Source organism: Streptomyces sp. WAC06614 (assembly GCF_003949795.1).
Lineage (GTDB): Bacteria > Actinomycetota > Actinomycetes > Streptomycetales > Streptomycetaceae > Streptomyces.
In genome coordinates this window covers 19078-45162 of sequence record NZ_RPRY01000020.1, presented here as the reverse complement: position 1 = coordinate 45162, position 26085 = coordinate 19078, and the positions used below count along the sequence as shown (strand labels likewise).

Annotated in this window: 26 protein-coding genes; 14 read left to right on the top strand and 12 right to left on the bottom strand. The window is 74.2% G+C overall.

The genetic code is table 11. The features are described from left to right. Positions 1-760: class I SAM-dependent methyltransferase (locus EF918_RS04845; RefSeq protein WP_260609792.1), on the top strand; the 760-nt coding region annotated here is incomplete at its 5' end. 225 nt (positions 761-985) lie between these two features. Continuing rightward, a complete protein-coding gene (locus EF918_RS04840) occupies positions 986-2650 on the top strand; it encodes an alpha/beta hydrolase (protein ID WP_125641244.1) in 1665 nt (554 codons plus the stop codon). A 60-nt stretch (positions 2651-2710) separates the two neighbouring features. On the opposite strand, the gene EF918_RS04835 is transcribed toward EF918_RS04840, so the two are convergent. The 6 genes from EF918_RS04835 to EF918_RS04815 all read right to left on the bottom strand — a co-directional run bounded on the left by EF918_RS04835 (position 2711) and on the right by EF918_RS04815 (position 8053). Next, complete coding sequence (locus EF918_RS04835) at positions 2711-3421, bottom strand: 1-acyl-sn-glycerol-3-phosphate acyltransferase (protein ID WP_125641259.1); 711 nt, start codon at positions 3419-3421, stop codon at positions 2711-2713. A gap of 182 nt (positions 3422-3603) precedes the next feature. Further along, positions 3604-3762 (bottom strand): hypothetical protein, encoded by a 159-nt coding sequence (locus EF918_RS36750; RefSeq protein WP_185921592.1) that lies wholly within the window; start codon positions 3760-3762, stop codon positions 3604-3606. 32 nt (positions 3763-3794) lie between these two features. Continuing rightward, a complete protein-coding gene (locus EF918_RS04830; RefSeq protein WP_125641241.1) occupies positions 3795-4751 on the bottom strand; it encodes a cytochrome c oxidase assembly protein in 957 nt (318 codons plus the stop codon). 103 nt (positions 4752-4854) lie between these two features. Further along, the gene (locus EF918_RS04825; RefSeq protein WP_125641238.1) at positions 4855-5880 is read right to left on the bottom strand and encodes a 6-phosphofructokinase; all 1026 of its coding nucleotides are present in this window, start codon (positions 5878-5880) and stop codon (positions 4855-4857) included. Positions 5881-6065: 185 nt separating this feature from the next. Continuing rightward, positions 6066-6794, bottom strand: coding sequence for a type 1 glutamine amidotransferase (locus EF918_RS04820; RefSeq protein WP_125641234.1), 729 nt, complete (start codon positions 6792-6794; stop codon positions 6066-6068). A gap of 20 nt (positions 6795-6814) precedes the next feature. Next, positions 6815-8053, bottom strand: coding sequence for a MurT ligase domain-containing protein (locus tag EF918_RS04815; RefSeq protein ID WP_125641230.1), 1239 nt, complete (start codon positions 8051-8053; stop codon positions 6815-6817). Between the two features lie 124 nt (positions 8054-8177). On the opposite strand from EF918_RS04815, the gene def reads away from it, so the two are divergent. After that, positions 8178-8717 carry a peptide deformylase gene (gene def / locus EF918_RS04810; RefSeq protein ID WP_125641227.1) on the top strand — a complete coding sequence of 180 codons (540 nt, stop codon included), beginning with the start codon at positions 8178-8180 and terminating at the stop codon, positions 8715-8717. Between the two features lie 73 nt (positions 8718-8790). Here the strand turns inward: def and EF918_RS04805 are convergent, their stop codons facing one another. Next, positions 8791-9438, bottom strand: coding sequence for a TetR family transcriptional regulator (locus EF918_RS04805; RefSeq protein ID WP_125641223.1), 648 nt, complete (start codon positions 9436-9438; stop codon positions 8791-8793). A gap of 183 nt (positions 9439-9621) precedes the next feature. On the opposite strand from EF918_RS04805, the gene EF918_RS04800 reads away from it, so the two are divergent. Next, positions 9622-10848, top strand: coding sequence for an acyl-CoA dehydrogenase family protein (locus EF918_RS04800; RefSeq protein WP_125641220.1), 1227 nt, complete (start codon positions 9622-9624; stop codon positions 10846-10848). 43 nt (positions 10849-10891) lie between these two features. Here EF918_RS04800 and EF918_RS04795 read toward each other — a convergent pair whose 3' ends face one another. Continuing rightward, a complete protein-coding gene (locus EF918_RS04795) occupies positions 10892-11326 on the bottom strand; it encodes an SRPBCC family protein (RefSeq protein ID WP_125641217.1) in 435 nt (144 codons plus the stop codon). A 154-nt stretch (positions 11327-11480) separates the two neighbouring features. On the opposite strand from EF918_RS04795, the gene EF918_RS04790 reads away from it, so the two are divergent. Next, entirely contained in the window at positions 11481-11672 is a 192-nt protein-coding gene (locus EF918_RS04790) for a DUF5999 family protein (protein ID WP_125641214.1), read from the top strand. Between the two features lie 179 nt (positions 11673-11851). Here EF918_RS04790 and EF918_RS04785 read toward each other — a convergent pair whose 3' ends face one another. Together EF918_RS04785 and EF918_RS04780 are read right to left on the bottom strand one after the other, a co-directional pair. Continuing rightward, complete coding sequence (locus EF918_RS04785) at positions 11852-13885, bottom strand: NB-ARC domain-containing protein (protein WP_125641211.1); 2034 nt, start codon at positions 13883-13885, stop codon at positions 11852-11854. Between the two features lie 129 nt (positions 13886-14014). Beyond that, the gene (locus EF918_RS04780; RefSeq protein WP_125641208.1) at positions 14015-14989 is read right to left on the bottom strand and encodes a fibronectin type III domain-containing protein; all 975 of its coding nucleotides are present in this window, start codon (positions 14987-14989) and stop codon (positions 14015-14017) included. A 194-nt stretch (positions 14990-15183) separates the two neighbouring features. On the opposite strand from EF918_RS04780, the gene EF918_RS04775 reads away from it, so the two are divergent. From EF918_RS04775 to EF918_RS04750, 6 genes are all read left to right on the top strand, one after another. Continuing rightward, on the top strand, positions 15184-16782 hold the full coding sequence (locus tag EF918_RS04775; RefSeq protein WP_125641256.1) for an ABC transporter substrate-binding protein: 1599 nt from the start codon (positions 15184-15186) through the stop codon (positions 16780-16782). A 41-nt stretch (positions 16783-16823) separates the two neighbouring features. Next, positions 16824-17789 (top strand): ABC transporter permease, encoded by a 966-nt coding sequence (locus tag EF918_RS04770; RefSeq protein ID WP_125641253.1) that lies wholly within the window; start codon positions 16824-16826, stop codon positions 17787-17789. Beyond that, the gene (locus tag EF918_RS04765) at positions 17782-18618 is read left to right on the top strand and encodes an ABC transporter permease (protein WP_125641205.1); all 837 of its coding nucleotides are present in this window, start codon (positions 17782-17784) and stop codon (positions 18616-18618) included. The genes EF918_RS04770 and EF918_RS04765 overlap by 8 nt, the downstream gene beginning before the upstream one ends. Then, positions 18615-19619, top strand: a complete 1005-nt coding sequence (locus EF918_RS04760) for an ABC transporter ATP-binding protein (RefSeq protein WP_260609789.1) — start codon at positions 18615-18617, stop codon at positions 19617-19619. The genes EF918_RS04765 and EF918_RS04760 overlap by 4 nt, the downstream gene beginning before the upstream one ends. Continuing rightward, on the top strand, positions 19612-20271 hold the full coding sequence (locus EF918_RS04755; protein ID WP_125641202.1) for an ABC transporter ATP-binding protein: 660 nt from the start codon (positions 19612-19614) through the stop codon (positions 20269-20271). Before EF918_RS04760 ends, EF918_RS04755 begins: the two co-directional genes overlap by 8 nt. 99 nt (positions 20272-20370) lie before the next feature. Then, entirely contained in the window at positions 20371-20565 is a 195-nt protein-coding gene (locus EF918_RS04750) for a hypothetical protein (RefSeq protein ID WP_125641199.1), read from the top strand. A gap of 31 nt (positions 20566-20596) precedes the next feature. On the opposite strand, the gene EF918_RS04745 is transcribed toward EF918_RS04750, so the two are convergent. Continuing rightward, complete coding sequence (locus tag EF918_RS04745; protein WP_125641196.1) at positions 20597-21976, bottom strand: AMP-binding protein; 1380 nt, start codon at positions 21974-21976, stop codon at positions 20597-20599. A 295-nt stretch (positions 21977-22271) separates the two neighbouring features. Between EF918_RS04745 and EF918_RS04740 the strand changes: the two genes are divergently transcribed. Further along, positions 22272-23840 carry a hypothetical protein gene (locus tag EF918_RS04740; protein WP_260609786.1) on the top strand — a complete coding sequence of 523 codons (1569 nt, stop codon included), beginning with the start codon at positions 22272-22274 and terminating at the stop codon, positions 23838-23840. Between the two features lie 22 nt (positions 23841-23862). Here the strand turns inward: EF918_RS04740 and EF918_RS04735 are convergent, their stop codons facing one another. After that, positions 23863-24726, bottom strand: a complete 864-nt coding sequence (locus EF918_RS04735) for a hypothetical protein (protein ID WP_125641193.1) — start codon at positions 24724-24726, stop codon at positions 23863-23865. A gap of 141 nt (positions 24727-24867) precedes the next feature. Here EF918_RS04735 and EF918_RS37655 point away from each other — a divergent pair, with 141 nt between their 5' ends. Next, the gene (locus tag EF918_RS37655; protein WP_221889688.1) at positions 24868-25266 is read left to right on the top strand and encodes a hypothetical protein; all 399 of its coding nucleotides are present in this window, start codon (positions 24868-24870) and stop codon (positions 25264-25266) included. A gap of 84 nt (positions 25267-25350) precedes the next feature. Next, the gene (locus tag EF918_RS04725; RefSeq protein ID WP_125641190.1) at positions 25351-26034 is read left to right on the top strand and encodes a hemerythrin domain-containing protein; all 684 of its coding nucleotides are present in this window, start codon (positions 25351-25353) and stop codon (positions 26032-26034) included. Positions 26035-26085: the final 51 nt, after the last annotated feature.

Below are 26085 nucleotides of genomic sequence, written 5' to 3'. Positions count from 1 at the left end.
GGCCAGTTCGACCGGGGTCACCCCGGGCCCGGCTCGCCGGGCCCGGGGTGACCCCGGTCGAACTGGCCCGCTATCCGGAGCCGTTGGCCCCGGACACCGCCGCGCGCCGCAGCGGCCTGGCCACGCTGTCGCCGGCCCCCTCGACCAGCACCAGGTCGTACGCGGCGGCGAGCTTCTCCGCGGCGGGGTCGCGCCGCTGCGGCGGGAGCTGCTGGCGGGGCTGTCCGGGCGGGTCATCGAGATCGGCGCGGGCAACGGGCTGAACTTCGCCCACTATCCGCGGGCCGTCTCCGAAGTGGTCGCGGTGGAACCGGAACGCACCCTCCGCCGGCTCGCCGCGGAGGCGGCCCTGCGCTCCGAGGTCCCCGTCGACGTCGTTCCCGGCGCGGCCGAGGCCCTGCCGGTCAAGAGCGAGGCGTTCGACGCCGCCGTGGCCTCCCTGGTGCTGTGCACCGTACGCGACCTGCCGCGCTCCCTGGCCGAGCTGTACCGGGTGCTGCGGCCCGGCGCCGAGCTGCGCTTCTTCGAACACGGGTTGGCGCCCGGGCCCGGGATGGCCGCCGTGCAGCGGGCCCTGGACCGGACCACGGTGTGGCCCCGGCTGTTCGGCGGCTGCCACACGGCCCGCGACCCGCTGGCCGCGATCGAGGCGGCCGGCTTCCGCGTGGTCTCCCAGCGCACCCTGAGGCTGCCCGAGCGCGGCCCGGCGCTGCCGAGCTCGTACTGCGTCCTCGGCTCGGCCCGTAGGCCGTCCGACTGACTCAGCGGCCCCGAACCCTCTCCCTTGCAGGGCACCTGACGTAGCGTCGGCCCAGTGCTCCGGTGCCGTTCCCTCCGCTCAGCGGTACGCGACGGACCGAATATCGGGTTGGCAAAGAACACCGCGCCGGACTGTCGCGCGGCCCGCACGAGGCGACAGGATCCTCGTTGCTCAGACCCACACCGGCCGTTCACCGGCCGGATCCGACGCAGGGGGATCAACCACGTGATACGCACCGCGGCGCTCGGCAGCGCCGCCGCTCTGGTCACCGGCTCGCTCGCCGCCGGACTGCTCCTCGCCCCGTCCGCCACGGCCGCTCCGGCCGGCGGTGACTTCGGGGTGCCCGAGGCAGTCGGCGTACAGATCGCCGCCGCCCGCGCGGCCGGCACCGGGATCGACTGGAAGGACTGCCCCGCCGACTGGGGGCTGGAGAAGCCGATCCAGTGCGGCTTCGTGAAGGTTCCGCTCGACTACGCCAAGCCCAACGGCCGGACCATCGACATCGCCGTCGACCGGATCGCCAGCACCGGCACCCCGCAGGAGCGCCAGGGCGCGCTGCTGTACAACCCGGGCGGCCCCGGCGGCTCCGGCATGCGCTTCCCGCGCCGGGTGACCACCAAGAACCCGCTGTGGGCCAACACCTCCAAGGCCTACGACTTCGTGGGCTTCGACCCCCGCGGCGTCGGCCACTCCACGCCGATCTCCTGCATCGACCCGCAGGAGTTCGTCAAGGCGCCGAAGATGGACCCCGTCCCGGACAGCGAGGCCGACAAGCGCGCCCAGCGCAAGCTGGCCGCCGCGTACGCCGACGGCTGCAAGGAACGCAGCGGCTGGATGCTGCCGCACATGACCACGCCGAACACCGCACGGGACATCGACGTCGTCCGGGCCGCCCTCGGCGAGCAGAAGCTCAACTTCCTCGGCGTCTCCTACGGCACCTACATCGGCGGGGTCTACGCCACCCTGTTCCCGACGCACGTGCGCCGCATGATCGTCGACAGCGTGGTCAACCCGTCGAAGGAGAAGATCTGGTACGAGGCCAACCTCGACCAGGACGTCGCCTTCCAGATGCGCTGGGACGACTGGAAGGCCTGGGTCGCCAAGAACGACGCCGTCTTCCACATCGGCGACACCGCGGAGAAGGTCGAGGCCAAGTGGCGGGAGCTGCGCGCCACCGCCAAGGCCCACCCGATCGGCGGCGTGGTCGGCCCGGCCGAGCTGCTCGGGTTCTTCCAGAGTGCCCCGTACTACGACTCCTCCTGGGTGCCCGTCGCCCGGACCTGGAGCGCCTACCTCGCCGGTGACACACAGGCCCTCGTCGACGCGATCGCCCCGGACATGTCCGACACCGCCGGCAACGCGACCGCCGAGAACGGCAACGCCGTCTACACGGCCGTGGAGTGCGCGGACGCCAAGTGGCCCACCAGCTGGGCCAAGTGGGACCGTGACAACACCGCGCTGCACCAGGAGTACCCCTTCCTGACCTGGTCGAACGCGTGGATGAACCTGCCCTGCGCCACGTGGCGGGCCAAGCAGCAGCAGCCGATCGAGGTCGGCGCCCGGCGCGGCCTGCCGCCGGTGCTGATCGTCCAGTCCGAGCGGGACGCGGCCACCCCGTACGACGGTGCCGTCGAGCTGCACCGCCGGCTCGCCGGGTCGCGCCTGATCACCGAGAAGGACGCCGGTTCGCACGGGGTCACCGGGCTGAAGAACGAGTGCATCAACAGCCGGGTGGACGCCTACCTGCTCACCGGCAAGGTCGACACCTACGACGTGACCTGCGGCCCGCACGCCACCCCGGCCCCGCCGGCCGCGGCCTCGGCCCGCACGCTCACGCCGGCTCCGGCCGACCTGCCGGAGGCGGACCTCCCGGCCCTGCCGCGGCGCTGACGCCGTCGCCCCGGCGGTGACGCCGGGCCTGGGACAGTACGACCCGGAGCGGGGGAGGGTTCAGCGCTGCGCGCGCCGGGCCTTCCTCCGCTCCTCCTCCTGCTCGGCCTTGACCTCGCCCGCGTACCGGTCGACGTACTCCTGGCCGGACAGCGCCAGGATCGCCGACATGATCTCGTCGGTGACGGCCCGCAGCACCGCCCGCTCGCCCTCCAGCCCGGCGTAACGGGAGAAGTCCAGCGGCTCGCCGAACCGGATGGTCACCCGGCCCAGCTTCGGCAGCTTCTGCCCCGGCGGCTGGATCTCGAAGGTGCCCACCATCGCGCACGGCACGACCGGCACCCCGGCACCGAGCGCCATCGCGGCCACCCCCACCTTGCCCTTGTACAGCCGCCCGTCGTGCGAGCGGGTGCCCTCCGGGTAGATGCCCAGCAGCTCGCCCTTGGCCAGGACGCCCAGGCCCTCGCGGATGGCGGCCTGCCCGGCCTCCTTGCCGGAGCGGTCCACCGGGATCTGCCCGGCGCTGCGGAAGAAGGCGGCGGTCAGCCGGCCCTTCAGCCCGGGCCCGGTGAAGTACTCGGCCTTCGCCAGGAAGGTGATCCGCCGCTTGAGGATGGCGGGCATCAGGAAGTGGTCCGAGAAGGACAGGTGGTTGCCCGCGACGATCGCGGGCCCCGTCTCCGGGATGTTCTCCAGCCCCTCGATCCGCGGCCGGAACAGCAGCCGCAGCAGCGGGCCCAGCAGGAGGTGCTTGAGCAGGTGGTAGAACAACCGGTCGCTCCCGTCGCCGTCGTTCCTCGCCGTCACGCTCATCGTACGGACCGTCAGCCCCCGTGCGCAGGGGGTGGGAGGACGCAGCGGGCCCGCGGGCGGGCGCGCGAGCGCGGCTCCGGGCGGCGGCGAGCGCGGTACGGGGACGGGCCGCGGTCAGCCGTTACGGGGACGGGCCGCGGTCAGCCGTTACGGGAGGCGGCCATGGCGACGGTCAGCAGACCCAGCACGATCCAGCCGAACCACAGCCAGCCGTTGCTGCCGAGCGCCACCGAGTACGTGGCGACGACCACCAGGGCGGCGAAGGTCAGCACGGCCATCGCCTTCACAGATCCGGTCATGCCCCATGGTGGCGCCTGGTACGGCCCGTGCGCTACTGGCCACGCGCGCGGAGCGAGGCGAGATACGCGTTGTACGCCTCCAGCTCCCGGTCCCCGTCGCGGTCCGCGGCCCGGTCGGCGCGCTTCGCCGCCCGCTGCTCGGAGTGGTACCACTGGTAGACCAGCGCGATCAGCACCAGCACCGAGGGGATCTCGCTGAAGGCCCAGGCGATGCCGCCCGCCCACTGCTGGTCCTGCAGGGCGTCCACGCCCAGCGAGGCCGGAGGGTGCGCGTACGTGCTGATCATGGGCTCGCTCGCCATCATCAGCGCGATGCCGAAGAACGCGTGGAAGGGCATGCCGGCGAACAGCTCCAGCATCCGCATCACGTAGCCGGGGCGGTGCGGGCCCGGGTCCACGCCCATGATCGGCCAGAAGAACACCAGGCCGACCGCGAGGAAGTGGACCATCATGCCGATGTGGCCGGCCTTGCTGCCCATCAGCGTGTCGAACAGCGGGGTGAAGTACAGCGCGTACAGGCTCGCGATGAACAGCGGGATCGTGAACGCCGGGTGCGTGACCACCCGCACGTAGCGGCTGTGCAGGAACATCAGCAGCACCTCGCGCGGCCCCTTACGGCCCCGGCCGGCCGGCGGCAGGGCGCGCAGCGCCAGCGTCACCGGGGCCCCGAGCAGCAGCAGGATCGGCGAGAGCATGCTGATCACCATGTGCTGGACCATGTGCACGCTGAACAGGACCATGCCGTAGTCGTTGAGCTTGGTGCACATCACCAGGGCGACGCTCAGCACGCCGATCACGAAGGAGACGGTCCGGCCGGCCGACCAGGTGTCGCCGCGGCGGCGCAGCCGCACCACGCCCCAGCCGTACAGGGCCAGCCCGAGCAGGCAGCCGATCAGGAAGAAGGCGTCGAAGGAGAACTCCAGCCCCCGGCCGAGGGTGAAGGGCGGCAGGTCCATGTCCATGTCCATGCCGTGCCCGCTGTGATCCATCTGCTCACTCCCTTGACCGTGGTGCGCCCCCTACAGTAATGGCGCCCCCGACCGCGCTCGCGGCCGGGGGCGTCGAAACGGGGCGAACCGGGGCCACCGGGGGCTACAGGACGTTCTGCGCCTCGTCGTAGCGCTCGGTCGGGACCGTCTTGAGGGTCTGGACGGCCTCCGCCAGCGGCACCATCACGATGTCCGTGCCGCGCAGGGCGGTCAGCATGCCGAACTCGCCGCGGTGCGCCGCCTCCACCGCGTGCCAGCCGAAGCGGGTGGCCAGCACCCGGTCGTACGCGGTGGGGGTGCCGCCGCGCTGGACGTGGCCGAGGATGACCGGGCGGGCCTCCTTGCCCAGGCGGTCCTCCAGCTCGACGGCGAGGCGGTTGCCGATGCCGACGAAGCGCTCGTGCCCGTACATGTCCTTGCCGCCCTCCTCCAGCTCCATCGAGCCGGGCCGCGGCTTGGCGCCCTCGGCGACCACGACGATCGCGAAGCGCTTGCCCGCGGAGAACCGCTCGCCGACGATCGCGGTCAGCTCGTCGATGTCGAAGGGGCGCTCGGGGACCACGATGGCGTGGGCGCCGGCCGCCATGCCCGAGTGCAGGGCGATCCAGCCGGTGTGCCGGCCCATCACCTCGACGACCATCACGCGCTGGTGCGACTCGGCGGTGGTCTTGAGCCGGTCCAGGGCCTCGGTGGCGACCGTCACGGCCGTGTCGAAGCCGAAGGTGACGTCGGTCGAGGCGATGTCGTTGTCGATGGTCTTGGGGACGCCGACGATCGGCAGGCCGGCCTGCGCCAGCAGGTTCGCGGCCTTCAGGGTGCCCTCGCCGCCGATCGGGATGACCGCGTCCAGGCCGAGGTCGGCCACGTGCCCGCGGGCCCGCTCGACGCCGTCGCGCAGGTGCGCCGGCTGGACCCGGGAGGAACCCAGCATGGTGCCGCCGCGCGCCAGGATGCCCGCCACGGAGTCCAGGTCGAGCTTGCGGTAGTCGCACTCCAGCAGGCCCTTCCACCCGTCGTGGAAGCCGATGACCTCGTCACCGTGATCGACGACGGCGCGGTGCACGACGGAGCGGATGACGGCGTTCAGACCGGGGCAGTCGCCGCCGGAGGTGAGCACACCAATGCGCATGGCAGGAAGACCTTTGCAACGTGGGCCGACGACCGGACCACGTCGTCCGGTTGGAACTACCGGCCACCCTACAAGCGGAGGGCGGGTGGACCGAACCATCCTCCACATGCTGGTCCGGATGATCGTACGAAAAGACGGCGGCCCGGACTCCCCGCGGGGAATCCGGGCCGTACGCCGGGTGCGGACTAGGCGGGCTGGGTGGCCGCCGCGATGCGCTCGGCGCGCAGCTCCTCGTGCCAGCGGTCGTCGACCGGCGGCAGCGCGTTCACGTCGAGGGCCAGCTTCAGCAGCAGGTCCGCGATCTGCGGGTTGCGGGCCATCACGGGGCCGTGCATGTAGGTGCCGAACACCGTGTCGTTGTACGCGCCTTCGGTGCCGTCGCCGGTGCCGTTGCCACGGCCCAGCCGGACCCGGGCGAACGGCTTGGCCGTCGGGCCCAGGTGCGTGACGCCCTGGTGGTTCTCGAAGCCGGTCAGCTGCGGCAGGCCGAGCTGCGGGTCGATGTCGGCCAGCACGTCACCGACGCACCGCTCGCCCTCGCCGCGCACGGTGACCACGTCCAGCAGGCCCAGGCCCTGCTGGCGCTCGCCCATGTCGTTGACGAACTCGTTGCCGAGGATCTGGTAGCCGGCGCAGACGGAGAAGACGATGGCGCCGTTGGAGACGGCCCGCTCCAGACCGCCGTCGCGCAGCAGCCGCTCCGCGGCCAGGCGCTGCGGGCGGTCCTCACCGCCGCCGATCAGGTAGATGTCGCCCGAGGTCGGGATCGGCTGGTCGCTGCGGACGTCCACGCGCTGGACGTCGAGTCCGCGCAGGCGCGCCCGGCGCTCCACCACCAGGGCGTTGCCCTGGTCTCCGTACGTGCTCAGCAGGTCGGGGTAGACCCACACCAGACGCAGGCTGTTGTCGCTCATGCTCTTGTCCTTCGGGGGTACTAGTTGCCGACGCGGCGGCGCACGTCCTGGAAAGCGGTGTAGTTGCCGATGAGCTCGATCTGGCCGGGCGGCGCGAGCTGCACGGCCTCGTCGAGGGTCTCGCAGACCCGGAAGTCCAGGCCGGCGACGTCGAGCCGGACGGCCAGGTCCAGCTTGCGGTCACCGATGACGAAGATCGGGTGGCCGGCCAGACGCGGGTAGTCCACGTCCCACAGCCAGGAGGTGTCGGTGCCGTCGGCGCCGCGCGCGTTGACCGCCAGGATCACCGGCGCGGGCGCCGGGTCGATCAGCGAAAACGTTTCGAGCCAGCCCGCGGGGTTCTTCGCGAGCAGCAGCCGCAGCTGGCGGCCCTGGAAGGTCACCACGTCGTAGCGGCCGGCCACGGCCTGGACCTGGTACATGCGCTCCAGCGCGACCTGCGGGGGCACGCCGAAGACGGCGGCCACGGCGGCCGAGGTGGCGGCGTTGGCCTTGTTGGCGCGGCCGGGCAGCTGGAGCCGGATCGGCCAGGCCGAACCGTGCGGGTCGAGCACGTGGTCGCCGGACAGCGCCCAGGTGGGCGTCGGGCGGCGGAAGCCGCACTCGGCGCAGTACCAGTCGTCGCCCGGGCGCTGCATGACGCCACCGCAGGAGGGGCACGACCAGGCGTCGTCCTTCCACTCCTGCCCGGCGGCGACCCAGACCACGTTCTGCGAGGACGAGGCGGCCCACACGATCAGCGGGTCGTCGCAGTTGGCGACGATCACGGCCTTGGAGCCCGACAGGCCCTCGCGCCACTTCTCCGCGAGCATGCGGGTCTCGGCGGCGCGGTCCAGCTGGTCGCGCGAGAGGTTCAGCAGCGCGATGGCCTTGGGCGTCACGTCCCGGGCCACCATCGCCAGGTACTTCTCGTCCACCTCGATGACGCCGTACTTGGCGTCCGAACCGCCCGCGAGGGCGGAGGTGATGCCGGCCGGCATGTTCGCGCCGAGGGCGTTGGAGACGACCGGGCCGCTGGCCCGCAGCGCCTCGGCGATCAGACGCGTGGTGGTGGTCTTGCCGTTCGTCGCCGATACGAGGACGACGTCGAGATGCTGCGCCAGTGCGGAGAGCAGATCGGGGTCGAGCCTGAGCGCGACCTTGCCTCCGATCACCGATCCGCTTCCGCGTCCCGCGGCCCGCGACACCGCCGCCGCGGCCTTCCCCGCCGTCACGGCCAGCTTGGCGCGCGGCGAAAGCGGCTCCGTGTTGCCTGCCATCGTCCCTGTTCCTCCTCGGGTTGGTCCCGGGCCCAGCCTATCCAGAACCGGCCAGACCCCTGACCGCGGCGTCCGGGTAGCACCGCGGAACTACTCATATCGTCGTGCGACGTACGCTACGGCCATGCGACAGCGCCCCATTCCCGGCACCTCCGGTCACGTCCGCACGATGAGCCTGCTGGGCGAGCCCGTGCTCCACTCGCCCTGCCGGGAGGTCACCGAGTTCGGCCCGGCCCTCGACCGGCTGGTCGAGGACATGTTCGCCACCATGTACGCCGCCCAGGGCGTGGGGCTGGCCGCGAACCAGATCGGTGTGGACCAGCGGGTCTTCGTCTACGACTGCCCGGACGACGAGGACGTGCGCCACCTCGGGCACGTGGTCAACCCGCGGCTGGTGGAGGCCGACGGGATCGAGCTGCGCGGCCCGGAGGGCTGTCTGTCCCTGCCCGGCCTGGAGGCCGGCACGGTCCGCCACGACCGGGCCGTGGTCGAGGGTTTCACCAAGGACGGGGCGCCCGTGCGGATCGAGGGCACGGGCTTCTTCGCCCGCTGCCTCCAGCACGAGTGCGACCACCTCGACGGCACGGTCTACGCGGACCGGGTCACGGGCCTGCGGGCCCGTAAGCTCCAGCGGCAGATCCGCCGGGCGCCCTGGTCGGCGTAGGGGGCGCGCAGGGGCGGCGGAGAGGCCGGGGAGGCCGGGGAGGGCCGAGGACGGCCCCCGGGCCCGTGCGCCGTCAGAAGCCGGGGCCGCCCGCCCGGTTGCCCGCCGTGCCCAGGCGGCCCCACAGCAGATCGGTCAGGCCGCCGACCAGGGCGGTGCGTGCGCAGGGCCGCTCGCCCAGCCACCAGTCGCCGGCGGCGTGCATCATCCCGACGATGCCGTGGCCCCACACCCGCGCCAGTTCGTCGCCGCCGGGGCCGAGGTCCACCCGCTCCGCGATCACCTTGGCCAGCTCCTCGCCGAGCCGGCGCAGCAGCGGGGCCGAGTGCAGGCCGACGTCGAAGCCGCGCTCGGCGGTGTGCGAGTCCTCGGCCGGGTGCATCAGGAAGCGGTAGACCTGGGGGCGTGCCTCGATCGCGGCCAGGTAGGTGTCCAGGGTGGCCTCCACGCGCTTGCGCCGCTCGGCCGGGGCGTCGAGCGCGGCGCGCAGGGACTCCAGCAGGGCGTCGGTGTGCCGGACGGCCAGCGCCTGGTAGAGCCCGGCCTTGTCGCCGAAGTGCCGGTAGAGGATCGGCTTGGTGATGCCCGCCTCGGCGGCGATGGCGTTCATGGAGGCCTTCGGCCCGTCCCGCAGGACGACCCGGTCCGCCGCTTCGAGCAGCTCCCGTCGGCGCTGCTCGGCCGTGGCCGGCTGCTGTCCGGTCTGCTGGGTGGTCCCCATGACGTGTATCTCCCCGCCCGTGCGATGGTGCGTGCCGCCCACGCAACGTAACACCCCGCACACCCTGCCGAACGAATCGGCGGGGGACGTTGACAGTCCTTACTGGTCAGTAACAGACTGTGCGCGCGGTGGCTGTTACCGCAAGTAACGCGTGCTGGATCAAGCATAGTCAGTGGAGGGGACATGGCGGAGTTCACCATGGAGCTCAACGAGGACCAGAAGCAGGTCCGTGACTGGATTCACGGCTTCGCCGCCGATGTCATCCGTCCTGCCGCCGCCGAATGGGACGAGCGGGAGGAGACTCCCTGGCCGATCATCCAGGAGGCCGCCAAGGTCGGCATCTACTCCCTGGACTTCTACGCGCAGCAGTTCTTCGACCCGACGGGCCTCGGCGTCCCGATGGCCATGGAGGAGCTGTTCTGGGGCGACGCGGGCATCGCCCTGTCGATCGTCGGCACCGGCCTGGCCGCCATCGGCGTCCTCGCCAACGGCACCGAGGAGCAGATCGGCACCTGGATCCCGCAGATGTACGGCACCCCGGACGACGTGAAGGTGGCCGCCTTCTGCTCCTCCGAGCCCGACGCCGGCTCCGACGTGGGCGCGATGCGCACCCGCGCCGTCTACGACGAGGCCAAGGACGAGTGGGTCCTCAACGGCACCAAGACCTGGGCCACCAACGGCGGCATCGCCAACGTGCACATCGTCGTCGCCGTCGTGGACCCGGAGCTGGGCACCAAGGGCCACGCCTCCTTCATCGTCCCGCCGCGGACCCCCGGCCTGTCCCAGGGCCAGAAGTTCCAGAAGCACGGCATCCGCGCCTCGCACACCGCGGAGGTCGTGCTGGAGGACGTACGGATCCCCGGCTCCTGCCTGCTCGGCGGCAAGGAGAAGCTGGACGAGCGGCTGGCACGGGCCCGCGAGAAGGCCAGGAGCGGCGGGGAGCGGGTGAAGAACGCCGCCATGGCCACCTTCGAGGCCTCCCGCCCGGCGGTCGGCGCGATGGCCGTGGGCACCGCCCGCGCCGCGTACGAGGTGGCCCTCGACTACGCCCGGACCCGGACCCAGTTCGGCCGGCCGATCATCGACAACCAGGGCGTGGCCTTCCAGCTCGCCGACATGCGCACCCAGATCGACGCCGCCCGGCTGCTCGTGTGGCGGGCCTCCTGGATGGCGGTCGCGGGCCGACCCTTCACCTCCGCCGAGGGCTCGATGTCCAAGCTCTACGCGAGCGAGGTGGCCAAGAAGGTCACCGCCCAGGCGATCCAGATCCTCGGCGGCAACGGCTACACGCGCGAGTACCCGGTGGAGCGGATGCACCGGGACGCCGCCATCTACACCATCTTCGAGGGCACCAGCGAGATCCAGCGCCTGGTGATCGCCCGCACCCTCTCGGACATGCCGATCCGCTGACCCGCAAGGGGCGGCGGCGGGGCCGCCGGACCGGCCGCGGTGCTCAGCGCAGCAGCCGGTCCAGCGCCCGTCCGAAGACGCGCCGTCCCACCGCCGCCACCACGGGGTCGAGGAACCGGGGCAGCCCCCGCAGGCGCAGGTCCTCGCGCCAGTGCACCTCCGCGCCGCCCGCCGGCCGGGGACGCACCTCGATCTCCGCCCAGCCCAGGACGACCCGGCCGCGCTTCTCCAGGCGCACCAGCCCCGGGCGGTCCTCCTCCGGGGGCCGCCAGAGGGTGACCTCCATCGGGTCGTCGACCGTGACCCTTCCCACACCCGAGCGCGCGGTGAAGACCGTTCCGGCGCGGGTGGGCCCGGCCGTGTCGATCACCGTCCGGGTCAGCGGCACCTGTGCGCCATGGCGTTCCCAGTCCGTCAGCCGCAGCCAGGCGTCCGTCGCGGGGGCGGCGGTCCGTCGAACGATCCGAAAAACGGGCATGAACGCATGGTAATCGGGCATGTGCTCAGTGAACCGGGTGGCGAATACGGGTTACGCCGGAGCAGTGTGATCAGTAATACTCCTCGCCACCGTGGATCGCGGAATCGACCGGGTGACCGCCGGCCCTCCGCCCCACACTGCGAGGAGGTGCGCCATGTGCTCCCACCAGCCCCCCTGCCCGCCCGCCGACAGCCCGGGCCGTGAAGCGGCCCGGACCATCGTCTCCCACCCCGAACAGGGCTGGAGCCTGCTGTGCAACGGCGCGGTCGTGTTCGACGACACCGGCGAACTGCTGCCCGACGGCCGGACGGTGGAGCCCCGCCGCCCGGTCCCGGCCCTGGTCTGATCGGGGGAACCCCATGCGCCAGCAGATCATCCGCAAGCCCGTGCCGAAGCCGGCACCGCGAGAACTGGACCTGCGCACGCCGTCGGGAAGACCCCTCCCGTACTGACGGGAGCCCCGGCCTTGTTACCGGCCCCCGGCCACCGCCGGGAGGCGGCGCGCCGGTGCCCGCCCGCTGCCGCTCAGCGGGTGGGCGCCACCGCACCGTCACGGACGGCCGACGCGAACGCCCGCTCGTAGGCCGCGTCGCCGATCGCCGCCCTGGCCTGCCGCTCGCCCCGGTCCCGCAGGGCCGTCAGCGACGGTGAGCCCAGCTGCGGCCGCCCCACCGTGCGCCACCACGCGTGCCCCGCGCCCAGCAGGCGGGCCGCCTCCTCCCCGTCGCCCAGCGCGGCCACCGCCGCGGCCTGGAGGTCCAGGCCCACCGCGATCCCGATCCGGTCGCCGAGGAGCTGCTTGCCCGCGAGCATCGCCCGCACGTGCCGTACCGCCTCCCCGTGCCGTCCCCGCCCCAGCGCCGCCGAGGACAGGACGTAGTCGGCGTAGGCGCGCAGCCAGCGCTCGCCGAGCGCCGCGCAGGCCTCGCGCAGCCCGCGGGCCTCCTCCGCCGCCTCCTCGAAGCGCTCCAGGGCGCTCAGCGCGTACGCGGTCGCCAGCCGGCACAGCAGCCACCCGACGCCGTCCACCCGCCCGCCGTGGGCCGCCCGGGCCTGCGGGCCGGCCAGCTCCAGGGCCCGGTGCGGGTCGCCCGCCATCAGCAGCGAGACCCCTGTCAGGTACGCCGCGCGCAGCTCCCGTTCGGGGTCGGCGAGCCCGCGCGCGGCGCGGATGCACTCCAGGCCCCAGTCCACCGCCCGGTCCAGTTCGCCCAGCAGCAGACAGGTCAGCCCGAGCGCCCAGACGGCCCGGGCGTACGCCGCTCCGGTGCGCGGGCCCACCTCCAGGGCCCGCTCCAGGAACGCCTTGCCCTCGTGCGCGTGCCCGCAGGAGAACCACAGGAACCACAGCGCCCCGGCCATCTCCAGCGCCGCCACCGCGTCCGTGCGCAGCAGGTGCTCCAGCGCCGCACGCAGCTGCATGTGGTCGGCGGTCATCCGGCGGTACCAGGCCACCTGCTGGGGGCCGAGCCACTCGCGCTCGGCCGCCTCGGCCAGCGCCGCGTACCAGTGGGCGTGCCGGTCGGCGAGGGGGCGCACCTCGTCCAGCTCGGCCAGCCAGCCGTGCCCGTACTCGCGCAGGGTGTCCAGCATCCGGAAGCGGGGGCCGGCGCCGGGCTCCTCCGAGCGCCGCACGACCGACTTGGCCACCAGCCCCGCGAGGACCCCCGGCACCCGGGCGGCGGGCAGCGGGCCGCCGCAGCACACGGCCCGGGCCGCCGCGAGGTCGAAGGACCCGGCGAACACCGACAGCCGGGCCCACAGCAGCCGTTCCACCGGCTCGCACAGCTCGTGGCTCCAGCCGATCGCGGTGCGCAGCGTCCGGTGCCGGGGCGGCAGGGCCGGGTCGGCGTCGCAGAGCAGCTCCAGGCGGGCGTCCAGCCGCTGCGCCAGCTCCCCGAGCGTCAGCCGGCGCAGCCGGGCCCCGGCCAGTTCCAGGGCCAGCGGCAGGCCGTCCAGCCGGCGGCACAGCGCCGCGGCCAGCGCCGTGCCGGCCGGGTCGGCGAAGGCGGCCGCCGCCGCGGGGCCGGCGGCCAGGGCGCGCTCGCGGAAGAGGGCCAGGGCGTCGCTGTCGGGGCCCTCGGCGGGCAACGGGCGGACGTCCACGAGCAGTTCGCCCGCGCCGCCGAGCGGCTCCCGCGAGGTGACCAGCACCGTCAGCCCGGGGGCGGACTGGAGCAGGTCGCCGATCAGGTGGCGGCAGGCCGCCACCAGGTGCTCGCAGGTGTCGAGGACGAGCAGCAGCTCCTTGTCGGCCATCCACGCGCACAGCTCCTCGTCGGTGGAGCGGGTGGACTGCAGGGAGAGCCCCAGCGCGTGGGCGACGGCCGCGGCCAGCAGGGCGGGATCGCGCAGCGGGGAGAGCTCCACCCACCACGTGCCGTCGGGGCGGGCCGGCCGGTGGGCGCGGACGGCGCGCAGCGCGAGCCGTGACTTCCCCACACCGCCGGCCCCGGTGAGGGTGATCAGGCGGTTCCTGCGCAACAGGCCGTCGAGGAGGGCCACTTCCCGCTTCCGGCCCACGAAGCTGGCCGCCTCCGGCGGCAGATTGCCCAGCACGGCGCCAGAGTCTGGCTCAGAACCACCGTCGCCGTCACCGTCGTGACCGGTGTTGGCCGGATGCGTTCGTCCAGCCGTCGGATCATGGCCGGTCTTCGGCGGGGCGTGATGTCCCGTGACCGGCCGTGGTCAGGATCCGGCCATGAGCGTGACCCGGCGTTCGGCCGAGAAGGCGCCCCAGGTGCCGTCGGGGAGCCGGGCCCGCAGCTTGAGCGCCCAGACGGTGCCGGCCGGTTCGGTGACGGTGAGCCGGTACTCGGCCCGGCCCGCGGGGACCGCCCCGGCGCCGAACTGGACCGTGGTGGTGGGCCGGCCGTCGATGTGGAGCTCGTACTCGGTCGTCGGCCGCCCGGTGTCCGGCGGGTCCCAGGACAGGGTGACCGTGCCGGGGGAGACGGCCGCGGTGAGGTCGGCCGGGGCGGTGCTCGGGCCGCGGCCGGCGGCGGGCGGGGTGGTGGCGTCGGCGGCCGGGCCGTCGGGGGAGGAGTTGTCGGCGCCGTCCCGGGCCCGCACGGTGAACGTGTAGACCGTGTCCGGCCGCAGTCCGGTCAGCAGGGTGGCGGTCTCGGTGCCGGTGACCGTGTGGATCCGGACGCCGCCCTGGTGGACGTCGTACGCGGTCACGCCCACGTCGTCGGAGGCCGGGGACCAGGTGAGCCGGACCGCGCGCGGTCCCTCGGCGCGGGCGCTGAGGGTGCCCGGCGCGGTGGGGGCCTGCCGGTCCTCGGGGCGGGCGGCCGGGGTGGTGGCGGTGGCCTCCGCGCTGGGCGCGGACAGGGCCCCGGAAGCGGCCTTGGCCCGGACCGTGAAGGCGTAGGCGGTCTGCGGGGCGAGGCCGGTGATGTCCACCATGGTCTTCTCCGCGGGCAGTTCGCGGACCAGGGTGCCGCCCTGGAACACCTGGTAGCCGGTCACCCGCGCCCCGCCGCCGCCCGTGGCCGCGTCCCACATCACGTGCACCGAGGTCGCGCTGCCCGCCTGCGCGGTCAGCCCGGCGGGTGCCGGCGGGAGCGGGACGTCCCCGGCGCCGCAGCCGGCCAGGCCGCCCACGGCCAGCGCGCAGGCCAGGGCCGCGGCGGGCGCGGCGGTGGGCCACTGGCGCACGGAACCCCTCCCGGAAAGGTCTGGACCTCTTCGTCAGCCATGTATGGCACGGGAATCCGGGGTGCGGCAAGACCCGTGCACGAGGCGGGGCGGGAGGGGCGGGTTCGTCTGTTTCTGATCGCGTCTGTCATTATTGCGACTCGTTCGCAAGAACAGATGAACGTAAACACCGCAATACAGGGATGTGCACCAGCATGACGGCCCGGACCGTACGAGGGGTGGCCGCGACCGCGCTGGCCATCGCCGCACTCGTCGCGAGCGCGACGGCCTGCTCCGGCCCCGCCCCGAACGCCCCGGCCGACTCCGTCGTGGTGGGCATCGCCGAGGAACCCGAGAGCCTCAGCCCGCTGCTGGGCTACGGCAAGGACGGCAACTCCAAGATCTTCGACGGACTGCTGACCCACGACGCGCAGATGAACCTGCGGCCCGCCCTCGCGGTGGCGCTGCCCGAGGTCTCCGCCGACGGACTGCGCTACACCTACCGGCTCCGCCAGGGCGTGACCTTCAGCGACGGACAGCCGTTCAGCGCCACGGACGTGGTCTTCACCTACCGCACCATCCTCGACGCGAGGACCAACAACGCCTCCAGGACCGAGCTCGACGCGCTCTCCGAGGTGACCGAACAGGGCGCCGACACGGTCGTCTTCACGCTCAAGTACCCCTACGCGCCCTTCGCCGAGCGCACCGTGCTGCCCATCGCCCCCGAGCACGTCGCGGGCCGGCAGGACGTCAACAGCGGCGAGTTCACCACCCGTCCCGTCGGCACCGGCCCCTACGTCCTGACCGCCTGGTCCAAGGGCGAGAAGCTGAGCTTCACCGCCAACCCGCACTACTGGGGCGGCGCCCCGGCCGTGAAGAAGTTCACCATGGCCGTCGTCAAGGACGACGACGTCCGCGCCACCCGGCTGCGTGCGGGCGAGCTCGACGCCGCGATCCTCCCGCCCGCCCTGGCCAAGGGCTTCGCCCGCGACTCCGGCCGGCGCACCTACGCGGCCTCCACCTTCGACCACCGCAGCGTCACCCTGCCCACGCAGCACAAGGTCACCGGTGACCGGGCCGTCCGCCGGGCGCTGGACCTCGCCGTCGACCGCAAGGCCATGGTCGACGGACTCCTGGAGGGCGCGGGCCGACCCGCGTACGGGCCCGTCCCCACCGGCAGCCCCTGGTTCGCCGAGGGCACCGAGCGCCCCCACGACCTGGCCCAGGCCACCCGCATCCTCGACGAGGCCGGCTGGAAGCCCGGCGCCGACGGGATCCGCGAGAAGGACGGCGTACGCGCCTCCTTCCCGCTCTGGTACACCTCCGGCGACAAGATCCGCCAGGACCACGCCCTCGCCTTCGCCTCCGACGCCCGCAAGGCCGGGATCGAGGTGCGCACGCAGGCCGGCACCTGGGAGGTCATCGAGCCCCGGATGGCGGCCGAGGCGGTGCTCGCGGGCGGCGGCTCGCCCGCCGACCCCGACTTCGACCAGTACCTGCTGCTGAAGTCCACCCTCGCCGGCGACGGCTTCAACAACATGGCCCGGTACGCCAACCCGGTCGTCGACGCCGCCCTCGACGAGGGCCGCCGCAGCGGCGACCGGGCCGTGCGCAAGGCCGCGTACGACACCGTCCAGCGCGAGCTGGTGAAGGACCCCGGCTATGTCTTCCTGACCCACATCGACCACGTGTACGTCGTCTCCGACCGCTGGGAAGGGCCGCAGGGCCCCCTCACCACCCAGGTCGAGCCGCACGACCACGGCCTCGGCGCCGGGCCGTGGTGGAACGTGGAGAGCTGGAAGCCGAAGCAGTGACGTTCCGCCCCGACGCGCGACGCCGCCCGCCCTGGCGGGCGATGACCCGGATGGCCGGGCGCCGCGCCCTGGCCGCGGTCCCGGTGCTGCCGGCCGTCACCCTCGGGGTGTTCGCGGTCGCCGCCGTCTCGCCCTTCGACCCGGTCAAGGCCTACGCCGGCCAGGCCGGGATGACCGCCTCCCAGGCCCGGCTCGACGAACTGCGCGCCAACCTCGGCGCCGACGTGCCGCTGGTGACCCGCTGGTGGGACTGGCTCACCTCGGCCCTCACCGGCGACCTCGGCACCTCGGCGGTGATGCGCCAGCCGGTCGCCGACGTGATCACCGAACGGGTCGGCTGGTCGGCGCTGCTGGCCGCCACCGCGTTCCTGCTGGCGGCGACGGCGGGCACCCTGCTCGGGGTGCTCGCCGCCCGCCGCCCCGGCGGCCCGCTGGACCGCCTCGCGTCCGCGGCGGCCTACACCCTGGAGGCCGCACCCCCGTTCTGGCTCGGCCTGCTCGCCGTCTGGGCCTTCTCCGTCACTCTCGGCGCACTGCCCTCCGGCGGGCTCACCGACGCGGGCGGCGACACCGTCACCGCCGGCCAGGTGGCCCGTCACCTGGTGCTGCCCGCCCTGGTCCTGGGGCTGTCCCAACTGCCCTGGTTCTTCCTCTACGTGCGCCAGGGCGTGGCCGACGCCCTGGCCGAGGACCCGGTGCGCGGGGCCCGGGCCCGCGGGGTGGCCGAGCGGACCGTCCTGTTCGGGCACGGGCTGCGGTCCGGGATGCTGCCGGTGCTGACCCTGATCGGCTCGCGGGTGCCGGAGCTGATCACCGGGGCCCTGTTGGTGGAGACCGTCTTCAGCTGGCCGGGCATCGCCGCCGCGACCGTACAGGCCGCCACCTCCGTGGACTTCCCGCTGCTGGCCGCCCTGACCGTGCTCGCCACCGTCGCCGTCCTGGCCGGCAACCTCCTCTCCGACCTGCTCCACGGACTGGCCGACCCGAGGGTGGGCTTCGATGGCTGACGCCCCGCGCGGGACCTGGCGGCTGCGGGCCTCGGCCGCGGTGGCGGCCGTCCTGCTGACGGCCGCGCTCGTGGTGCCGCTCGCCGCCCCCGTGGACCCCCAGGCCGTGGACCTGGCCGCGCGACTGCTGCCGCCCTCCTGGGCGCACCCGTTCGGCACCGACGACCTGGGCCGCGACCTGCTGCTGCGCTGCGTCCACGGGCTGCGGGTGTCCCTGCTCGTGGGGGTGGTGGCCGCGGCGGTCGCCACCGTGGTCGGCACCGCGGTGGGCGCCGTGGCGGCGGCCTTCGGGGGGTGGCCGGACCGGCTGCTGATGCGGGCGGTGGACACCTTCTCCGCCGTGCCGCCCCTGCTGCTGGGCATCTTCGTGGTCGCCCTGTTCCGGCCGGGCCTGTGGCCCGTGGTCGTCTCCGTCGCCGTCACCCACTGGCTGTCGACCGCCCGGATCGTCCGGGCCGAGGTCCGGTCCCTGCGCGCCCGCCCGTACCTGGACGCGGCCCTGTCCGGGGGCGCCTCCCGCGGCCGCATCCTGCTGCGCCACCTGGTCCCCGGCGTGCTGCCGCAGGCCGGGCTGGCGGCCGTCCTGATGGTGCCGCACGCGATGTGGCACGAATCGGCCCTGTCCTTCCTGGGCCTGGGCCTGCCCGCCGACCGGTCCAGCCTCGGCACGCTCGTGCAGAACGGGCGGGGCTCCCTGCTCGCGGGCGACTGGTGGCCGACCCTCTTCCCGGGCCTGCTGCTGATCCTCCCCACCCTCGCGATCGCGGGCCTGGCCGGCGCCTGGCGCGACCGGCTGAACCCGCGCCGGCGCTCGGAGCCGACCCTGTGACCGCCACGCCCGCCCCGGCCGACACCGTGCCCGCCCCCGCCGGGGACGTGCTGCGGGTGGAGGGGCTGTCGGTGCGGTTCCGGATGCGGGGGCGGCCGGACGTGGTCGCCGTCGGGGACGTCGGCTTCCGGCTCGGGGCGGGGGAGTGCCTGGCCCTGGTCGGGGAGTCCGGCTGCGGCAAGTCCGTGCTCGCCTCCGCCCTGCTCGGGCTGCTGCCCGGCAACGCCGAGACGTGTGGCTCCGCCCGCCTCGCCGACGGGCTCGACCTGCTCGCCGCCGACGAGCGCACCCTCGCCCGGCAGGTGCGCGGCCGGCGGGTCGGGCTGGTCCCGCAGAGTCCCGCCGCCCATCTGACCCCCGTACGGACCGTCCGCTCCCACCTGGAGGAGACCGTGCGCGCCCTCGGCGGCCACCGGGCCGGGGCCGGCGGACGGCGGGAGCGTGCGGCGCGGGTCCGGGCCGCCGCCGAACGGGCCGCCGCGCGGGCGGCGTTCCCGCCCGGCCACCTCGACCGCTACCCGCACGAGCTGTCCGGCGGAATCGCCCAGCGGGCCGCCACCGCGCTCGCCCTGATCGGCGACGCCCCGCTGCTGCTGGCCGACGAGCCGACCACGGGCCTGGACCGGGACCTCGTCGAGGCCACGGTCGACGAACTGCGCGGCCACACCCGCGACGCCGGCCGGGCCCTGCTGATGATCACGCACGACCTGGCGGCGGCCGAACGCATCGCCGACACCGTCGCCGTGATGTACGCGGGCCGGATCGTGGAGATCACCCCCGCCGCGGAGTTCTTCGGGGCCCGGGGGCCCCGCCACCCCTACGCCCGCGGGCTGCTCGACGCGCTGCCCGAGCGCGCCTTCACCCCCGTACCCGGGGCCCCGCCCGAGCTGGGCGCCCTGCCGCCCGGCTGTGCGTTCGCCGCCCGCTGCCCGGTCGCCGACGGCCTCTGCACCGCGCAGCGGCCCGAGTTCACCGAAGGGACGGCCTGCCACCATGCTTGAGCTCGCCGACATCACCGCCGGGTACACCGGCCGGGCCCCGGTCGTCCGCGGCGCGCACCTGAGCATCGCCCCCGGCGAGGCCGTCGGGCTGCTCGGCCCCAGCGGCTGCGGCAAGTCCACCCTGGCCAAGGTCGCCGCCCTGCTGCACCGCCCCGAGCGCGGCACGCTCACCCTGGACGGGACCCCGGTCACCCGCTACCGCCACCGGGCGCCGCGTGCCCTGCGCACCGCGGTCGGGGTCGTCTTCCAGCAGCCCCGGCTGTCCGCCGACCCGCGGCTGCGGCTGTACGACCTGGTCGCCGAGCCGCTACGGGCCACCGGCCGGCGCGCCGAGGTGGCCACGGCCGTTCCCCCGCTGGCCGCACGGGTCGGCCTCGGGGCGGACCTGCTGGCGCGCCGGCCCCACGAGGTCAGCGACGGCCAGCTGCAACGGGCTTGCCTGGCGCGGGCCTTGGTGCTGCGTCCGCGCTGGCTGGTCTGCGACGAGATGACGGCGATGCTGGACGCCTCCACGACCGCCGCCCTGGTCGGGGTCGTCGAGGACTACCGGGCCGCGTCGGGCGCGGGTCTGCTCGCCGTCGGCCACGACCCCGTCCTGCTCGCACGCTGGTGCGACCGCGTGACCCGATGGAGCGAGATCACGGCCCGCTGACGGCCGTCACGGACGGTCAACACCCGTACGGCGGACACCCAGTGGCCCCGCCGGCACCTCCCCCTGCGCCACCATGGCGCGGGACTCAGGAGGTTCTCGATGGTGATCTCTCTCTCCGTGGTCGTCCTGCTCCTCGCCCTCGCCTGGCTGTTCCTGCGCAGCGGCGGTCTCAAGTTCAGCCACGCGCTGATCTGCGTCCTGCTCGGCTTCCAGCTCGCGACCAGCAGCATGGCCGCCACCCTGCACGACGGCCTCACGGCCACCGCCACCGCACTGGAGAGCCTCAAGCCCTGAGGCTTCGGCCGCCGGGCCCGAGCCCTGGGGCTCAGGTCCGGGGGCCGGTCACCACCAGGTCGCCGTCCGGGGTGCGCCGGGCCCTCAGGCCCGTGCGGAACCAGCCGTCGGCGGTGAACGCGCGCGCGTCCTGCTCGGGCGCCCGGTAGTAGCCGCGCACGGTGGACGGGCCGCGCACGAGCAGGCTGCCGGGCTCCCCGTCCGGCACCTCCGCCCCGTCGGCGCCGACGAGGCGGAGCTCGTGGTCGGGCGAGAGCGGGCGGCCCTGCGTGGTCAGGACCGCCTCGTCCGGATCGCCGGGCCGGGTGAGCGCGAGCAGCCCCTCGGGCCCGCCGAGGACCTGCTGCGTCCGGCAGTCCAGCGCGCGGCCGGTCCGTTCGAGGACCGTCCGGGGCACGGGCGCGCCGGCGAACTGGACCAGCCGCAGACGCCCCGGGCCGGCGTCCGGGGCCGCCGCGCCCGTGTCGAGCGCGTCGGCCCAGCGCCGGGCGACGTCGGCCACCACCGTGGTGACGGTGACCCCCTCCCGCGCGAGGAGCGGCAGGCACTCCTCGGGGCCCGGGTCCCCGGCCAGGACGACGGTGCCGCCGACGGAGAGGGTGCCCAGGATGCCGGGGCCGCCGAGGGCGAGCGGGGATCCGGCGGGCAGTGCGGCCAGGTACACGTCCTCCTCGGTGAGCGACACCAGCGCGGCGGCGGCCCGCGCCTGGTGGGCGAAGTCGTCATGGGTGCGCGGGACGAGCAGCGGCCGGGTGGCGTCGCCGTCGCCGCCGCCGTCGCCGCCACGGTCGTCGTCGGAGAGCAGCAGGAAGGCCACCTGGTCCGCGCCCTGCACGAGCGCCGGCCGCGGCGGGGAGTCGACGGAGTCCAGCGGGAAGTAGTGGCAGCCCGACGGATCGGTCCGCACGCCGCCGTACGGGGACGAGGTGCCCGGCTCCTCGTAGGTGAACACCCGGCGCAGGAAGGGCCGCTCGGCCGCGATCCGGGCGACCGTCCCCAGGTGGTCGAAGCCCCGGTACGCCGCGGGGCCGACGTACCCGACGGCCTGGGTGACCCGCGCGACACGGCTCGTCGCGGGGGCGCCGAGGGACAGGGGGCAGAACACCGGGACCGTGCCGACGCGCATCAGGGCGAAGGCGGTGACGACGCACTCGGCGACGTTCGGCAGCTGGACGAGGACCCGCTGCCCGGGCCGCAGGCCGCGCAGGTGGAAGCCGGCGGCCCGGCGGTCCACGCGCCGGTTCAGGGCCGCGTACGACAGCCGGGTGGCGCCGTGCACGAGCGCGGTCCGAGGCCCGTGCTCCAGGGCCCAGCCGCGCAGCAGGTTGTCCAGCGTGTTGCCGCGCCAGTGGCCGGCCGCCCAGTAGCGGTCGACGAACTCCTGGGGCCAGGGCGTACAGCCGTCGAGCATGGGTGTCGTTCGCCTTCTTCGGTGCCGGGGCAGGGCCGGTCCACGAGCCCGGCCTCGTGCGGATGTCCGTCCGATCCAAACCCCCGGTTCCCCCCGCCCACAAGGCGCGGTCCCCACCACGCGGACCGGGTTCCCTCGGCGGAAGGTCCAAGCCGTCCGGCCCGTGTTGCGGCCGCGTGAAAGAACCGGCGGCGCCATGGACTCCTGGTGTCCGGCCGCCTACCGTCGGCGCCCGGCGCGACATCGGACGTGATGTCAGCAACGCGGCGTGCCCGACCCGTGGGAGGACGACCGGATGTTCCGAAGAGCGCTGAACTGCGCGGCGGTCCCGGCCCTCGCCGCCCTCGCGGCGGCCTACGGGGTCTCCCCGGTCCAGGGCCAGGAGATCCCGCAGGCCCCGGGACACCGCCTGGTCAGCTCGTACGAGGGGGCGCCCGCGGTCGCCGTCCCGCTGCCCGGCCAGGCCCCGCCGCAGCACCCGTACCTCGCGCCCAACGGGCGCAGCGGCATGCACTCCGACGCCGCCGGCAGCGCCACCGTGCCCTGGTCCGGGCCGCTCGGCCGGAACCCGGAGGTGACCAGCGAGAGGATCGCCGCGCTCGGCGGCGAGTGCGCCACCGCGACCTTCGACGCGGGCGGCCGGATCGTCACCGTCTGCGGCACCTTCGCCGGCTTCCGGGTCAAGCTGCTCGACCCGGCCACCCTGGCCACCCTCGCCGAGTACCGGCTCCCGCAGCGCTCCTCGACCGTCGAGGCGATCACCTCCCTCGACTTTTCGAAGATCTTCAAGGACACCTCGGGCGGCGCCTACTTCTACCTCGACGACCAGGACCGCGCCGTCCTGGCCGACTCCCGCCAGCACGTCCTGCGCCTGGCCCACACCCAACGTGCGGACGGACGCTGGCAGTTCGAGGTCGTCGACGACTGGGACCTGACCTCCCAGGTCCCGCACGACTGCGTCAGCTGGACCAACCTGTGGCCCAGTGGCACCTGCGACCCGGTCACCTCCGTGATGCCGGACTGGGACGGCCGCATCTGGTGGGTGACCCGGCAGGGCCGGGTGGGCACGGTCGACCCGGGCAGCGGCCGGATCCGCTCGGTCCGGCTCCCGGGCGAGGAGATCCAGAACTCCTTCGCGGTCGCCGAGGACGGCGTCTCCCTCGTCACCGACCACGCCCTGTACTCCTTCCGCGCCACCGCCGACGGCACCCCGCAGGTGCAGTGGCGGCAGACCTACGACCGGGGCACCGGGACCAAGCCCGGCTCGGTGAACCAGGGTTCGGGCACCACCCCGGACCTGTTCGGCGACGGGTACGTCGCGATCACCGACAACGCCGACGACCGGATGAACGTCCTGGTCCACCGGCGCGGCACCGACGTCCCCGCCGACCGCCGCCTGGTGTGCAAGGTCCCGGTCTTCCGCCCCGGGGCCTCGACCACCGACAACTCCCTGATCAGCTGGGGCAACAGCGTGATCGTGGAGAACAACTACGGCTACGAGAACCCCACCGGCCTGCTGCTCGGCAAGAGCGTGGTCGGCGGGCTCACCCGGATCGACGTCCGGCCCGACGGCAGCGGTTGCGACACCGTCTGGGAGAGCGACGTCCGCTCGCCCTCGACCGTGCCGAAGCTGTCGGCCGGCAACGGCCTGCTCTACGTCTACGAGAAGCAGCCGAACGCCTGGGGCATCGACGCCTGGTACCTGACCGCCGTCGACTTCCGCACCGGCGAGCGCCGCTGGCGCCGGCTGACCGGTACCGGCCCGCTCTACGACAACAACTGGGCGCCGATCACCCTCGGCCCCGACGGCACCGCGTACGTGGGCGTCTTCAACGGCATCGTGGCCGTCCGCGACCACAGCTGAGGCGGGCCGGCGGTGACGCGGGTCAGGCCCACTGCAGGATCGTCGTGGTGGCGTGGAAGGCCATGTTCCACTGCACGCCGGTGCGATGGGTGCCCTCCCCGGCCGGGCGGCCGACGGCATGGACCAGACCCGCGTCGAACACGTGGACGTCGCCCGGCCGGACCGGCACCGTGAGGCGCTGGAACGGGGCGAGGGAGCGCTCCGGGTAGCCGTGGGTGTCGTAGCCGTGGCCCACCAGGCCGCGGGAGCCGGCGTCGGGGGAGAGGTTCCAGCACACCAGCTCGCCGCCGCGGTCGTTCTCCACACAGGCGACCGCGGCGCAGATGTGCTCGGTCTCCTGGACCTCGAAGCCCTTCAGGTGGGGCGCCTGCCGCACGGTCTCCGCATCGTCGTGCGGCAGCAGCGCGAAGCCCGCGGCGCTCGTGCGCACCCGCAGCTTGTACGCCGCCGCCCGCCGGCCCCCGTGCTCCGCGAGCCGGACCTCCAGGCCCCGGTCGGCGGCGTACCCGGCGTAGTCCGCCAGCAGGTGGGGCAGGCCGCGGTCGCCGCCCGCGGCGAGCACGGCGTCGACGTCCGGCCGGGTGCGCTCGACCGCGTCCAGGTACGCGTCCACGTCCGGGGCCCCGACCAGGTCGGGGCCGAGCCGGAAGCCCCTGCGGGTGCCGGCGGGCCGCTGGAGGCCGGGGCTGTCCCACAGGGCGCGGGCGGTCCGCGCGCAGACGCCGGGGTCCAGCGCCCCGCGGAAGTGCGCGACGGCGACCCGGCCCCGCAGCACGTCCGTCCACACGTCCCAGTCGATGCCGTCCCGCACCACCACGCGGAAGTAGTCCGGGGGGTGCACCGTGCCCGTCAGCGTGACCGGAGCGGGGCCGTCTGTCGCGGCCATGGTCACCACCTCTCCTTCCGGCGGACCGGGGGACGGCATGCTCTGGTCGATTCTGGGACTCGCCGGGACGCCGTCAAGGCGGCCCCTGCCCGCACCGCTGCAATCCGGACAGGACCCGCCGGCGGGGCCTACGCTCGCCCTGTGACCGACAACGAGATCAAGCTCAAGGCCATCGCGGCGCTGACGGCCCTGCGCGGCGGGGCGACGGAGGGTTTCGTCTCCGACCTGCTCGGCGAGGTGATCCCCGACCAGTTCGTGGTGCCCGCGAACGGGACCCCGCAGGAGGTGGGACTGGCGGTGCTGCGCCAGCTCTCCGACCCGCTGAGCGCCCTGATCACCGGGTTCATCCTGGCCTTCGACGCGGTCGCCGACGCCTACGACGAGGCGGGCTCCGAACCGAGTTCCGAGGAGATCCTCCAGCAGGTGGCCCTGGGCCTGGCCCGCGAGGACGCCGGCCCGGACGACCTCGGCCCCGACGACCTCGGCCCGGACGACCTCGGCCCGGACGACCTCGGCCCCGACGGCTCCGGTCCGGCCTAGGCCGGCCCGCGCGGGCGCGCGGGTGGGTGGGCGTGGCAAGTCGGCTGCAAGTGGCGTGCAACCGGGCTCCGAAGACTGGGAGTCATGAACGCGAACAACCCTTCCGACACCACCGTCCACCCCTACACCCGCGAGATGGCGATGATCCACCAGGTGTTCCGCCGCGAGTCGCGCCTGCTGGCCGAGCTCGTCCAGGAGGTCCGCCCCGGAGACACCGCCCGCTCCCGGATCCTCGCCGAGCACTGGCGGCTGTACTCCGTCGGCCTGCACACCCACCACACCGGCGAGGACGAGATGCTCTGGCCGGTGCTGCTGCCCCACCTGGACCTCGACGCCGAGCAGGTCCTGGCGATGGAGGCGCAGCACCACGAGCTCAGCGACGGGATCGCCGAGGTCCAGCAGCTCATGGACCTGTGGCAGGACCGGGCCCGGCCCGAGGACCGCGACGCGCTCGCCGAGGCGCTGCGCAGGCACCACCGGCAGCTGTGCGCCCACCTCGACGAGGAGGAGCGGGAGGTGATGCCGCTGGTCGCGCTCCACGTGACCGCGGAGCAGTGGCACGCGATCGGGGAGCGCGGCCTGGCCGAGACGCCCCGCAACCGGCTGATGATCGCCCTGGGCGCCATCCTGGAGGACGCCTCGCCGGAGGAGCGCGAGGAGTTCCTCGGCCGGCTGCCGCTGCCGGCCCGGGTGCTGTGGAAGCTGCTCGGGCAGCGGCAGTACCGCCGCGAGACCACCCGGGTCCGCGGCCGGCGCACCACCGTCTGACCTGCCGCCCCGCCCCGACCTGCCCTGCCCCGCCTGTACCGATCGAGGAAC